A 12,255-nucleotide genomic window follows, 5' to 3' on the forward strand; every position below is an offset into this window, starting at 1 on the left:
GAAATTAGTCATTGTTCCATCACGCTGAGAGTTTCAAGCCCAAAACGGGCGTTTTTGAGGCCATCATCAATTCACGAAGCGTGAAATTCATGGGTTCAACCGCGCCACCTGCCAACCAGACCCTGCCCCCTGACGCGTCCAGCGGAAGCGGTCATGCAAACGAAAGGCCCCATCGGCCCAGAATTCAATTTCAACCGGGTCGATCCGAAACCCACCCCAATGCGCAGGCCGCTTGGGGCTCAGGCCCTCACTGACCGCCAGCTTGGCCACTTTGGCCATCAGGGCCTCGCGGCTGGACAAAGGCTGCGACTGGTCGCTGGCCAGCGCGCCCAGCCGGCTTTTCAGGCTGCGGCTGTCAAAATAGGCATCGGCTTTCGGCCCGTCTTCGCGCGTGACGGTCCCACGCACCCGGATCTGACGGCGCAGCGATTTCCAGTGCATCACAAAGGCTGCCTTGCCGCTGGCCTCGATTTCGCGCCCCTTGGCCGAACCGTAATTGGTGTAGAACACAAAGGCCCCTTCTCCCCCGCCCTCGGCCTCGATCTCTTTCAGCAGCACCATCCGCACATTGGGCAGCCCCGCCGCATCCACCGTGGCCAGCGCAATGGCATTGGGGTCATTCACCTCACTGCCCTCGGCCTCGGCCAGCCAATTCTGCGCGATCACAAACGGGTCATCGCCCGCAAAAATTCCACCCCGGTCCATGCTGTTTCTTCCTTCCCGGCCCTTGCCGGCCAAACCCACGCGGCCCAACCCTTGAACGGGCCTTGCCTTTCGCCTACACGTCAAGCCTAACGCATGCAAAGTGGGCGAGGGGTTTTGAATGTCAACAGGGCTTATGGCGGGCAAACGCGGTCTCATCATGGGGCTGGCCAATGACAAGTCTATCGCCTGGGGCATCGCCAAGGCGCTTGCCGACCAAGGCGCAACCATGGCGTTCTCTTATCAGGGCGAGGCGCTGAAGAAACGGGTCGAGCCGCTGGCCGCCTCGATCGGCACGCCGATGCTGTTCGAATGTGACGTGGCCTCGGAAGAGTCGATGGACAACCTCTTTGCCTGGCTGGAACAGGAATGGGGCACCATCGATTTCGTCGTTCACGCCATCGGCTTTTCCGACAAGAACGAACTGCGCGGCCGCTATGTCGAAACCAGCCGTCAGAATTTCCTGATGTCGATGGATATCTCGGTCTATTCCTTTACCGCTGTCTGCGCCCGCGCAGCCAAGCTGATGCCAAACGGCGGCAGCCTGCTGACGCTGACCTATTACGGCGCCGAAAAGGTGATGCCGCATTACAATGTGATGGGCCTGTGCAAGGCCGCGCTGGAAGCCTCGGTGAAATACATCGCCGAAGACCTTGGCAAAGATGCGATCCGCGTCAATGCCATAAGCGCCGGCCCGATCAAGACCCTGGCCGCCAGTGGCATCGGCGACTTCCGCTATATCATGAAATGGAACGAGCTGAACTCGCCCCTGCGCCGCAACGTGACGCAAGAAGAAGTCGGCAAAGCCGCGCTGTATCTGCTGTCTGATCTGGGCACCGGCACCACCGGGGAAAACCTGCATGTCGATGCGGGCTATCACGTCGTCGGCATGAAGGCCGTCGATGCGCCCGATATCGACGTGGTCACGGGTCGCAAGGAATGACGCTCGCGGCTTTTCTGGCATTCGCCAGTCTGTCGCTCTTTGCCGCCATCAGCCCCGGCCCCGCCGTGCTGATGGCCGCCCGCACCGGCCTGACCGAGGGCTTTCGCACCGGCGCCTTTCTGGCGGCAGGCATCGGGCTTGGCGCCGTGGTCTGGGCATCAGCCGCGATGTTCGGGCTGAACCTCGTCTTCGCCGTCGCCCCGGCCCTGCTCTGGGCACTGAAAATCCTGGGGGGCGGCTATCTGATCTGGATGGCATGGCACCTGTGGAAAGACGCGCGCACCCCGCTGGATACCACGGCACGAACCAAAGTGCCGCGCTCGGCGGCGTCGGCCTTTCGCCTTGGGCTGTTCACACAACTCGCCAACCCAAAACCGGCGGTGATGTTCTCTGCCATCTTTCTGGGCACCGTGCCCCCCCAGACCCCGGCATGGGTCTATGCCGCACTTCTGTGCGTGATCTTTTTGAACGAGACTGTCTGGAATATCCTCGTGGCCCGCATCTTCTCGCTCGACCGCACCCGCGCGCGCTACATCAGCCTGAAAACCGTGATCGACCGCAGCTTTGGCACCCTTCTGGCCCTGCTGGGGGCCAAGGTTGCCCTGACATGACACCTGCCGCTATCTTGGCGCCCGGATCCGGGCGCCGCGATCTTGCCCGGCACAGCCGCCCGGCATCTGGCCCCGCCTGCCCCCTCTGCAACAGGAGACCGCATCATGACTGACCGCCTGCCCCATGAAAAAGGCTTCCACGTCAGCTGGGACCAGATGCACCGCGACAGCCGCGCGCTTGCCTGGCGACTGGATGGCAAGGGCCCCGATGATGGCGCATGGAAAGCCGTGGTCGGCATCACCCGCGGCGGCCTTGTGCCCGCCATGATCGTCGCCCGCGAACTGGACATCCGGGTGGTCGATACGATCAGTGTCAAATCCTACAACCACCAGTCGCAAACTGCGGCAAAGGTGCTCAAAGCCCCGCAAGCCGACATGATGGGAGACGGCACCGGAGTTCTGGTCGTTGACGACCTGGTCGACAGCGGCAAGACCTTGGAGCTGGTGCGTCAGCTTTACCCCAAGGCGCATTTCGCAACCGTCTATGCCAAGCCGTCGGGCAAACCGCAGGTTGATACCTATATCACCGAAGTCAGCCAGGACACCTGGATCTTCTTTCCGTGGGATATGGCCCTGCAATATGTCCAACCCTTCCGCGGCACCGACTGACCGCACCCGCAGGGGGCTTCCGCCCCCTGACCCCCGAGAGTATTTTTACCAAGATGAAGGAACCTTCTGCTTCATCTTGGCCCAAATACTCTCCGGGGGTGCGGGGGTGGAAAACCCCCGCTTCCACGCCTCAGGAAAGTGAAACGATGACCCTGCCGCTTAACCCCGCCATGCAAGCCACCGAAGCCCCCCCGGTGATGGAGGCGCGGCGCTGGTTGCAAGGCGTCGTGTTTCCGGCTGACCGCCCCTTGATCAACATCAGCCAGGCCGCGCCTGTGGATCCTCCGCCCTTGGCCTTGCGCAAGGCCATTGCGGACGCGGCGTTGACCGATGATGCCGCGCATCTTTATGGCCCGGTTCTGGGCCTGCAGGCCTTGCGCGATGAAATCGCGGCGCAATGGTCAGGCGCCTATGGCGGGCAGATCGGCGCTGATCAGGTGGCGATCACCCAAGGTTGCAACCAGGCCTTTACTGCCGTGATGTCCACGCTTGCCGGGGCCGGGGATGAGGTGATCTTGCCGACGCCCTGGTATTTCAATCACAAGATGTGGCTGGACATGCAGGCCGTCACCGCGGTGCCACTGGAAACCGGCGATGGGCTGATCCCCGATGCCGCAGCGGCGGCGGCGTTGATCACGCCGAAGACGCGGGCCATCGTGCTGGTGTCGCCCAACAATCCGGGGGGGGTGGAATACCCGGCAGCGACGCTGGCCGCATTTCGCGATCTGGCGCGGGCGCATGGGCTGGCGTTGATCGTGGATGAAACCTATCGCGATTTTGACAGCCGGACAGGGCGCCCGCATGATCTGTTTACGGATCCCCGATGGGATGAGGTGCTGATCCAGCTTTACAGCTTTTCAAAGGCTTACCGCCTGACCGGGCATCGCGTGGGGGCCATTGTGGCCAGCACCGCCCGCTTGGCCGAGGTTGAGAAATTCCTTGATACCGTTGCCATTTGCCCCAGCCAGCTGGGCCAGATCGCGGCCCTTTGGGGGATGCGGAACCTGAGCCAATGGGTGGCCGGCGAGCGGGCCGAGATCCTGGCGCGGCGGCAGGCGATGGTTGCAGGTTTTGAGCAGTTGCAGGGTTGGAAGCTTTTGGGCTGCGGGGCGTATTTTGCCTATGTCGAGCATCCCTACAACGTGCCTTCGGATGCGCTGTGCAAGCGGTTTGTCAGCGAACTTTCCTTGCTGATGTTGCCGGGCACGATGTTTCAGCCGCCCGGATCCGCGGCGGGGGCGCGGCAGATCCGCATCGCCTTTGCCAATGTGGATACCGCGGGCATTGCCGAGGTCTTTCGCCGCCTTGCCAGCTTTCACCCTTGACCCTCTGGCAGCCCTTGCCGGGGGCGGCCCAACCCTTTAGACAATCGCAAAACCGGGGCAATTGCCCGCTTCCCAAAGGGAAAAGTCATGGCCAAAGAACACGAAGACTCCACCCCGCGCAAAAAGGGCAAGGGCAGCCAGATCGTCGTCTATACGCTGATGGCGATGCTGGTGGTGGGCCTTGGCGGCTTTGGCATCACCAATTTCTCGGGCGGGGCCACGGCCATCGGCTCGGTGGGTGATCGTGAGATTTCAGCCAATAAATACGCCCGTGCCTTGCAGCAGGAATTGCAGGCCCTTTCGGCGCAATTTGGCAGCAATGTCACGCTGACGCAGGCGCAAAGCCTTGGGCTTGACCGGCGTGTGTTGACCGGTCTGGTGGCCCAGGCCGCGCTGGATAACGAAGCGGCCCGGCTGGGTCTGTCGGTTGGGGATGGCACCGTGGCCGCACAAATCAGCGAGACGCCAGCCTTTCACGGCACCCAAGGCAGCTTTGACCGTGAAGCCTATCGCTTTACCCTGAATCGCGCCAACATGACCGAAACCGAGTTCGAGGCCGACCTGCGCGCCGATCTGGCCCGCCAGTTGCTGACCGGGGCTGTGGCGGGCGGCTTTGCGGCGCCACAGTCGGCGGTCGATACATTTTATGGCTGGGTGGCCGAACGGCGCGGCTTTTCGCTGTTGCGCCTGACCTTGGCGGATCTGGAAAGCCCCCTGCCCTCGCCCAGTGATGATGATCTGAAGGCCTATTACGACGCAAATATTGCCCGTTTCACCGCCCCCGAGGCCAAGCGCATCACCTTTGCCACGCTGCTGCCCGATGATATTGCCAACAGCCAGCCCGTCGATGACGCCACCCTGCGCCGTCTTTATGACGAACGCATCGCCGAATTCGTGCAGCCGGAAAAGCGGCTGGTCGAGCGGCTGGTGTTCCCGTCGCAAGAGGACGCCGAGGCCGCCAAGGCCCGTCTGGATGCGGGCGAGCGGTTTGAAACGCTGGTGGCCGAGCGCGGGCTGGAGTTGAACGACATCGATCTGGGCGATGTCGCGGCCGAAGATCTGGGTGCGGCGGGCGAAGCCGTCTTTGCCCTGAGCGAACCCGGTGTCGTCGGCCCGCTGGACAGCGATTTTGGCCCGGCGCTGTTTCGGATGAATGCCATCCTGGCCGCGCAGGAAGTCACCTTTGACGAGGCCAAGCCCGATCTTGCGCTTGAAATCCAGACCGACACAGCGCGTCGGGCGATTGCCGACCGGGTTGAGGCGATTGACGATCTGTTGGCCGGGGGGGCCTCGCTTGAGGATCTGGCCCAGGAACAGGGCCTGACCCTGGGCACGATGGATTTCGTGGTGGCGGATGAGGCCCCTGCCGGCATGGCAGCCTATCCCAAGTTCCGCGAAGCGGCGGCCAATCTGCAAGAGGGCGACTTCCCCGAGGCCGTGCTGTTGGACGATGGCGGTGTCGTGGCCCTGCGGCTGGATGAAATCGTGCCCCCTACCCCGATCCCGTTTGATCAGGCAACCGATCTGGTGGCCCAGGCCTGGTTGGCCGATGCCGAAGCCAAGGCCCTGTCGGATCGCGCGATCGAGATCAAGGCGGCGGTCGAGGCCGGGGCCTCGCTCGCGGGCTTTGGCATCGTCGACCGCACGGTTGAAATTGCCCGCGAAGGCTTTGTCGACGGCGCCCCCCCTGCGCTGATGCCGGCGATCTTTGCCATGCAGCCGGGGGCGTTGCAGGTGATCGAAGGCCCGGGCTTTACCGGTGTTGTGCAGCTGGACAGCATCACCCCGGCCGAGCAAGAGGGCGAGGATGCCACCGCGCTGAAAGAGGCGATTGCCATTCAGCTGGAACAGGCGGTGTCGCAAGATGCCCTGTCGCTGTTCACCGATGCGATGACCAACGAGGCGACGCTGACGCTGGATCAGGCCGTGATCAACGCCATCCACGCCCAATTCAACTGATTTCCTGCCCCTGAAAGCCCAAGCCATGATCCTGTCACCCTCGTTTGAAGAGTTTGAGCGCAACTGGACGCAGGGGAAGAACCAACTGGTTTGGGCACGGCTGGCGGCGGATCTGGATACGCCGGTCAGCCTGATGCTGAAGCTGGGCGAGGCGCATAAAGACACCTTCATGCTGGAAAGCGTGACGGGGGGCGAAGTGCGCGGGCGTTATTCCATTGTGGGTCTGAAGCCCGATCTGATCTGGCGCTGCAACGGCACGCAATCCCAGATCAACCGCGAAGCGCGGTTTGATGCGAATGCCTTTCAACCGCTGGACGGTCACCCGCTGGAAACCCTGCGTGCCCTGATCGGCGAATGTGCCATCGACATGCCCGATGGCATGCCCGCCGTTTCGGCCGGTCTGTTTGGCTATCTGGGTTATGACATGATCCGGCTGGTGGAACATCTGCCCGATGTGAACCCCGACCCGATTGGCGTGCCCGATGCGGTGCTGATGCGGCCTTCGGTGATTGCGGTGCTGGATGGCGTCAAGGGAGAGGTCACGCTGGTGGCCCCGGCCTGGGCCGCGTCGGGCCTGTCGGCACGGGCCGCCTATGCCCAGGCGGGCGAGAGGGTGATGGATGCCCTGCGCGATCTTGACCGGGCACCGGCCGCGCAGCGCAATCTGGGCGAACTGGCCTCTGTGGGCGAGCCGCAGTCGAATTTCACCAAGGATGGCTACAAGGCCGCCGTCGAGAAAGCCAAGGATTACATCCGCGCGGGCGACATCTTTCAGGTCGTGCCCAGCCAGCGTTGGGCGCAGCGGTTTGAACTGCCGCCCTTTGCGCTGTATCGGTCGTTGCGGCGCACCAATCCCTCGCCCTTCATGTTCTTTTTCAACTTCGGGGCCTTTCAGGTGATCGGGGCCAGCCCCGAAATTCTGGTTCGCCTGCGCGACGGAGAGGTGACGATCCGCCCGATTGCCGGCACCCGCCCGCGCGGCGCCACCCCCGAGGAAGACAAGGCGCTGGAACTGGATCTGCTGGCCGACAAGAAGGAACTGGCCGAGCATCTGATGCTGCTGGATCTGGGCCGCAACGATGTGGGCCGCGTCGCCAAGGTGGGCACGGTGCACCCGACCGAAAAATTCATCATCGAGCGCTATAGCCACGTCATGCACATCGTGTCGAATGTTGTGGGCCAGATTCAGGATGGCGAAGACGCCTTGTCGGCCCTGCTGGCGGGCTTGCCCGCGGGCACCGTCTCGGGCGCGCCCAAGGTTCGGGCCATGGAAATCATCGACGAGTTGGAGCCGGAAAAGCGCGGCGTCTATGGTGGCGGGGTCGGATATTTTGCCGCGAATGGCGAAATGGATTTCTGCATCGCGCTGCGCACCGCGGTTCTCAAAGACCAGACCTTGTATATTCAGGCCGGGGGTGGCGTCGTCTATGACAGCGACCCCGAGGCCGAATTTCAGGAAACCGTCAACAAGTCGCGGGCTTTGCGCCGTGCCGCCGAAGATGCGGGGCGTTTTGCCGGGCCGGGAAACAACTGATCCGTTCGCTCGCGGTGGCTCCCGTCCTTTCACAAGGCTTTGACGAAGCGTAACAGGGTTTGCATTGCATTCCCCGCGCGACACATAAAGACTGCGACATGCTTCGGGGTCTGTCTTTGGCGACGGCCCACCTGATACGAAAGGAGTTCGGGAGTGCAACCCAAAGCGATTTCCATCCAGCGGACCAATCCGCTTGGCGCCCGTGGCAGGTCTATCCTGCTGGCGCTGGGTCTTGGTCTGGCCATGACGCTGGCGCAGGCGCAGGGGGCCTTTGCCCGCGGCGCGCCCGAAAGCTTTGCCGATCTGGCCGATCAGATCAGCCCTTCGGTGGTCAATATCACCACCTCGGCGCTGGTGTCGGCCCCGGCCCAGGGCGGGCCAATGGTGCCCGAGGGCAGCCCGTTTGAAGATTTCTTCCGCGACTTCATGGATCGCAACGGTCAGGGCCCCGACAATGCGCCCCGCCGGTCCGAGGCCCTTGGTTCGGGTTTTGTGATTTCGGAAGACGGCTATATCGTCACCAACAACCATGTCATCGAAAACGCGGATGAGATCGAGATCGAGTTCTTTTCGGGCAAGCGTCTGGATGCCAAGCTGGTGGGCACCGACCCGAAAACCGACATCGCCCTGCTTAAGGTCGAAAGCCCCGAGCCGCTGCCCTTTGTTCAGTTCGGCAATTCCGATCTGATGCGGGTGGGGGATTGGGTCGTGGCCATGGGCAACCCGCTGGGTCAGGGCTTTTCGGTTTCGGCCGGGATCGTCTCGGCCCGCAACCGCGCGCTGTCGGGCACCTATGACGACTATATCCAGACCGATGCCGCCATCAACCGTGGCAACTCGGGCGGGCCGCTGTTCAATCTGGATGGTCAGGTGATCGGGGTGAATACCGCGATCCTGTCGCCCAACGGTGGCTCTATCGGCATTGGCTTTTCGATGGCGTCAAACGTGGTCACCAAGGTTGTCGATCAGCTTAAGCAATTCGGCGAAACCCGCCGCGGCTGGCTGGGTGTGCGCATCCAAGACGTGACGCCGGATGTGGCCGAAGCCATGGGTCTGGCCGAGGCCAAGGGGGCGCTGGTCACGGATGTGCCGGATGGCCCGGCCAAGGATGCAGGCATTGCCGCCGGTGATGTGATCACCACCTTTGCCGGTCAGCCTGTGGCCGATACCCGCGATCTGACCCGCCGCGTGGCCGATGCCCCGATTGGCGAGGCTGTGCCCGTGGTTGTGCTGCGCGATGGCAAGACGCAAACCATTCCGGTCACGCTGGGCCGCCGCGAAGAGGCCGAGAACACGCCAACCCCGGCAGTGGCCGATGCGCCAGCCGAACCGGCCGAGGCGGAAATTCTGGGCCTGACCCTGTCGCCGGTGACGGATGAGTTGAAGCAATCGATGGGCCTGCCCGCCGATGCCGAAGGTCTTGTCGTCTCGAAGGTCGATGTCGCGGCCGAAGCCTATGCCAAGGGCCTGCGCGAGGGCGATCTGATCACCGAGGCCGGCCAGCAAAAGATCCTGCGCCTGCAAGATCTGCAAGACCGCATCACCGAGGCCAAGGATGCAGGCCGCAAGTCCATCTTGCTGCTGGTGCGCCGGGGCGGTGATCCGCGCTTTGTGGCCTTGGGCATCGAATAAGCCCCACCACGCCTGACAGAAAAGCCGCCCGGTGCCCTTGGTGCCGGGCGGTTTTCCTTTGGGGGCCTCAGGCCAATTCGGCCAGCAACTGGTCGCGGAACTGGCGCAGAAAGCCAGCGCGCTGCTCTGCGATGGCCCGGCCTGTTGCGGTTTGCATCAGGGGCAGCAGGCGGAACAGCTTGGTTTCCAGATGATCCAGCGCAAAGGCCTTGTCATCCAGCGCCCGCGCCTTGGCCAGCGGATCGGCCGGGTCGAACAATCCGCGCCCCAAGGCGCCGGCCACCGCAAACATCCGCGCCAGACCGATGGCGCCCAGCGCCTCCATCCGGTCGGCATCCTGCAATATCCGCGCCTCGATCGTCTGGGGCATTATTCCGGCCGAAAAGCTGTGCGCCGCGATGGCATGGGTCACAAGCGCCACCCGCGCCCCCGGCCAGCCCTGCCCCGCCAGCCACGACCCCGCCCGATCAGCCGACAGTTGCGAGGCCGCAGCCCGGTTTGGCGCATCTTTGGGCAGGTTCACCAGATCATGCAGAATGCAGGCAAGATCCAGCGCCTCGGCATCCACCGGCCCTTCGCTTTGCGCAATGCGCCGCGCCATGGCCCGCACGCGGGCGATATGGCCCAGATCATGCGCCGCATCGGCCTGCCCCTGCCATTCGGCCTGCAAAAAAGCCAAGGCACGGTCGGCCAGCCCGGTGTTGGTATATCCGGTCACAACCTGGCCCGATCTGCCGCGACGATCCCCAATTCCCGCGCCGCCGCCAGCGAAAGCTGCGGGCTGTCCAGACCACGCTCGATCTGAAAGCGGTGCACGGCATCGCGCGTGGGCGCATCATAGCCGCCCGTCACCGGCAAAAGGTAATAGCCCCGCGCCTTTAACGCGCGCTGCAAGGTGGCGACGAAATCCACGTTCCAGTCATGCGAACAGGGCACGCGGAACCAGATTTCCTCGCGCTCTTGCACGATGCGCTGCTGGGTTTCGGTGCGAAACCGGGCGGGCGAAATGACAGCGCCATCGGGCCCGATCTTTTCAGGCGCAACCATGATCTGCTCGCTGACGGTTTCCACCACCAAAGGCGTGATATCCGACGCCCAACACGCCCCCTCGGGGCCGGGTGGTGGGCCGGGGCTGTCCAGTCGGATCAGTTCAGCCGACAGATTGGCACGGCTGGGCGCCTCGGGCACATAGCTGCCCGGGGTTTTGCAGGCCGATAAAAGCAGGCCCGCCATCAGAAATAGGGTCGTGCTGCGCGTCATGCTGCCTGTGCTGTGGCCCCGGTTGGTCTGGGGACATTGCACCGACCATAGCCTATTGCCGCCTGTCAGCCTAGCCAGCGCAGCAACAGCGGCGGCAGGGCGTGGCCGCGCCGCAACCATTGCGTATCACGGCTGATCGGCGGCCCTTGTGCCGTCATGGCGAAAGGCCGGGTCCAGCAACTGGTCCAGCAAAGGCGAGATATCCTCGATCACCTCGGCCACCACATGCACCACGCCTGCATCCCGTTGCAACCGCCCCGTCACCCGCAACAGCCGCCCCGCAATCACCGCACGGCGAAAGCGTTCATAGACCTTGGCCCAGACCACCACATTGCAGGTGCCCGTCTCATCCTCCAGCGTCAGAAAGATCACCCCCTTGGCCGTGCCGGGCCGCTGGCGCACCAGCACCAGCCCCGCCACACAGACCCGCGCCCCAGCGCCCGGTTCCACCAACCGCGCAGCAGGCAGCGCCGCAGGCGGGCGCGGCCAGGTATTGGGCGGCGGGGTGGGCGAGAGGAAATCTTGTGCAGGGGTCATGCGAACAAAGATAGAACATATCACGCTTCTGTCCACCCCCTCCTGCGGCTCTGGCAAATCTGTGGCAATTGTCCTATGTCGGTCGAAAGGGCCTGAATACACGATAAAGGATTGAAGATGGCGAAGATCACCTATGTGGAATTTGGCGGCAAAGAACATGTTGTCGATGTGGCCAATGGCCTGACCGTGATGGAAGGGGCCCGCGACAACGGCATTCCGGGAATCGAGGCGGATTGCGGCGGTGCCTGTGCCTGTTCAACCTGCCATGTCTATATTGATCCGGCATGGGTTGACCGTCTGCCCAAGAAAGACGCGATGGAAGAAGACATGCTGGATTTCGCTTACCAGCCCGATCCTGTCCGCTCGCGCCTGACCTGCCAGTTGAAAGTGTCGGATGCGCTGGATGGCCTGCGCGTGCAGATGCCCGAAAAGCAGATCTGATGCGCCAGATCGCAGCGGCCTTGGTGTTGGCATGCCTTGCGGCCAGCCCCCTGGCCGCACAAGACATTGCCTCGGCCCGGCTGATCCAGCCGACCGACCGCTATGACCACGGCGTGCTGGGCGATGCGCTGGAATGGGGCGGGCTGGAAATGCGGCTGACCAATGGTCAGCGCCTGCGCGTCACCCTGCCCCAAAGCCGCGTGTTCGAGGATGTCGAGGCGCGCTTGAGCGATTTCGACGGCGACGGCCGCCCCGAGGTGATGGTGGTGGAAACCGATATCGCCACCGGTGGCTCTTTGGCCATCTACGACGCCACTGGCAAACGGGCCGCCACGGCGCATATCGGGCAGACCCATCGCTGGCTGGCCCCCGCGGGATGGGGCGATTTCGATGGCGATGGCCAGATCGAGATTGCCTATGTCGATCGCCCGCATCTGGCGCGCGAACTGGTGTTTGTGCGGCTTGTCGGCGATAGGCTGATCGAACTGGCCCGGCTGAAGGGCGTCACCAATCACCGCATCAGCGATGACGTCATCTCGGGCGGCCTGCGCCGGTGCAACGGGCGCGACAGCCTGATTTTGGCCAATGCCGACTGGTCACAAGTGACCGAGGTAACGTGGGGCGCGACAGGCCCGCAGGCCCGTGCCCTTGGCCCGCTGCGCCGTGGCGCCGATATACAGGCCGCACGCCGCTGCCCTTGAT

13 protein-coding genes are annotated in these 12,255 nt (G+C 63.4%); 9 read left to right on the forward strand and 4 right to left on the reverse strand.

Annotation, left to right across the window (positions count from 1 at the left end; translation table 11 throughout):
• Nucleotides 1-87 precede the first annotated feature (87 nt).
• Nucleotides 88-705, reverse strand: coding sequence for a pyridoxamine 5'-phosphate oxidase (pdxH, locus tag V3C85_RS18605; RefSeq protein WP_331797012.1), 618 nt, complete (start codon nt 703-705; stop codon nt 88-90).
• A 118-nt stretch (nt 706-823) separates the two neighbouring features.
• On the opposite strand from pdxH, the gene fabI reads away from it, so the two are divergent.
• The 7 genes from fabI to V3C85_RS18640 all read left to right on the forward strand — a co-directional run bounded on the left by fabI (nt 824) and on the right by V3C85_RS18640 (nt 9,315).
• Entirely contained in the window at nt 824-1,645 is an 822-nt protein-coding gene (gene fabI, locus V3C85_RS18610; protein ID WP_331797013.1) for an enoyl-ACP reductase FabI, read from the forward strand.
• Nucleotides 1,642-2,256, forward strand: coding sequence for a LysE family translocator (locus V3C85_RS18615; RefSeq protein ID WP_331797014.1), 615 nt, complete (start codon nt 1,642-1,644; stop codon nt 2,254-2,256). The genes fabI and V3C85_RS18615 overlap by 4 nt, the downstream gene beginning before the upstream one ends.
• 105 nt (nt 2,257-2,361) lie before the next feature.
• Nucleotides 2,362-2,865 (forward strand): xanthine phosphoribosyltransferase, encoded by a 504-nt coding sequence (gene gpt, locus V3C85_RS18620; RefSeq protein WP_331797015.1) that lies wholly within the window; start codon nt 2,362-2,364, stop codon nt 2,863-2,865.
• A gap of 146 nt (nt 2,866-3,011) precedes the next feature.
• Nucleotides 3,012-4,190 (forward strand): aminotransferase, encoded by a 1,179-nt coding sequence (locus tag V3C85_RS18625; RefSeq protein ID WP_331797017.1) that lies wholly within the window; start codon nt 3,012-3,014, stop codon nt 4,188-4,190.
• Between the two features lie 87 nt (nt 4,191-4,277).
• Nucleotides 4,278-6,149: a peptidyl-prolyl cis-trans isomerase gene (locus V3C85_RS18630; RefSeq protein WP_331797019.1), complete on the forward strand. Its 1,872-nt coding sequence runs from the start codon at nt 4,278-4,280 to the stop codon at nt 6,147-6,149.
• A 25-nt stretch (nt 6,150-6,174) separates the two neighbouring features.
• Nucleotides 6,175-7,683 carry an anthranilate synthase component I gene (trpE, locus tag V3C85_RS18635; RefSeq protein WP_331797021.1) on the forward strand — a complete coding sequence of 503 codons (1,509 nt, stop codon included), beginning with the start codon at nt 6,175-6,177 and terminating at the stop codon, nt 7,681-7,683.
• A 153-nt stretch (nt 7,684-7,836) separates the two neighbouring features.
• Entirely contained in the window at nt 7,837-9,315 is a 1,479-nt protein-coding gene (locus V3C85_RS18640) for a DegQ family serine endoprotease (RefSeq protein WP_331797022.1), read from the forward strand.
• Nucleotides 9,316-9,382: 67 nt separating this feature from the next.
• Here V3C85_RS18640 and V3C85_RS18645 read toward each other — a convergent pair whose 3' ends face one another.
• From V3C85_RS18645 to V3C85_RS18655, 3 genes are all read right to left on the reverse strand, one after another.
• Nucleotides 9,383-10,033 (reverse strand): HD domain-containing protein, encoded by a 651-nt coding sequence (locus V3C85_RS18645; protein ID WP_331797023.1) that lies wholly within the window; start codon nt 10,031-10,033, stop codon nt 9,383-9,385.
• On the reverse strand, nt 10,030-10,575 hold the full coding sequence (locus V3C85_RS18650) for a peptidoglycan-binding domain-containing protein (RefSeq protein WP_331797024.1): 546 nt from the start codon (nt 10,573-10,575) through the stop codon (nt 10,030-10,032). The genes V3C85_RS18645 and V3C85_RS18650 overlap by 4 nt, the downstream gene beginning before the upstream one ends.
• 126 nt (nt 10,576-10,701) lie before the next feature.
• Entirely contained in the window at nt 10,702-11,112 is a 411-nt protein-coding gene (locus tag V3C85_RS18655) for an OB-fold nucleic acid binding domain-containing protein (protein WP_331797025.1), read from the reverse strand.
• Between the two features lie 117 nt (nt 11,113-11,229).
• Between V3C85_RS18655 and V3C85_RS18660 the strand changes: the two genes are divergently transcribed.
• Nucleotides 11,230-11,553, forward strand: a complete 324-nt coding sequence (locus V3C85_RS18660; protein ID WP_331797026.1) for a 2Fe-2S iron-sulfur cluster-binding protein — start codon at nt 11,230-11,232, stop codon at nt 11,551-11,553.
• On the forward strand, nt 11,553-12,254 hold the full coding sequence (locus V3C85_RS18665) for an FG-GAP repeat domain-containing protein (protein WP_331797028.1): 702 nt from the start codon (nt 11,553-11,555) through the stop codon (nt 12,252-12,254). The genes V3C85_RS18660 and V3C85_RS18665 overlap by 1 nt, the downstream gene beginning before the upstream one ends.
• Nucleotide 12,255: the final 1 nt, after the last annotated feature.

Origin of the sequence: Pseudotabrizicola sp. L79 (assembly GCF_036553525.1) — a bacterium.
In the GTDB taxonomy this organism is placed as follows: Bacteria; Pseudomonadota; Alphaproteobacteria; order Rhodobacterales; family Rhodobacteraceae; genus Pseudotabrizicola.

Coding starts and splice junctions, on each gene's coding strand:
- V3C85_RS18630 (WP_331797019.1), top strand. CDS start 4,278: ATGGCCAAAGAACACGAAGACTCCACCCCGCGCAAAAAGGGCAAGGGC.
- fabI (WP_331797013.1), top strand. CDS start 824: ATGTCAACAGGGCTTATGGCGGGCAAACGCGGTCTCATCATGGGGCTG.
- V3C85_RS18650 (WP_331797024.1), bottom strand. CDS start 10,575: ATGACGCGCAGCACGACCCTATTTCTGATGGCGGGCCTGCTTTTATCG.
- V3C85_RS18625 (WP_331797017.1), top strand. CDS start 3,012: ATGACCCTGCCGCTTAACCCCGCCATGCAAGCCACCGAAGCCCCCCCG.
- V3C85_RS18615 (WP_331797014.1), top strand. CDS start 1,642: ATGACGCTCGCGGCTTTTCTGGCATTCGCCAGTCTGTCGCTCTTTGCC.
- pdxH (WP_331797012.1), bottom strand. CDS start 705: ATGGACCGGGGTGGAATTTTTGCGGGCGATGACCCGTTTGTGATCGCG.
- trpE (WP_331797021.1), top strand. CDS start 6,175: ATGATCCTGTCACCCTCGTTTGAAGAGTTTGAGCGCAACTGGACGCAG.
- V3C85_RS18665 (WP_331797028.1), top strand. CDS start 11,553: ATGCGCCAGATCGCAGCGGCCTTGGTGTTGGCATGCCTTGCGGCCAGC.
- V3C85_RS18655 (WP_331797025.1), bottom strand. CDS start 11,112: ATGACCCCTGCACAAGATTTCCTCTCGCCCACCCCGCCGCCCAATACC.
- gpt (WP_331797015.1), top strand. CDS start 2,362: ATGACTGACCGCCTGCCCCATGAAAAAGGCTTCCACGTCAGCTGGGAC.
- V3C85_RS18660 (WP_331797026.1), top strand. CDS start 11,230: ATGGCGAAGATCACCTATGTGGAATTTGGCGGCAAAGAACATGTTGTC.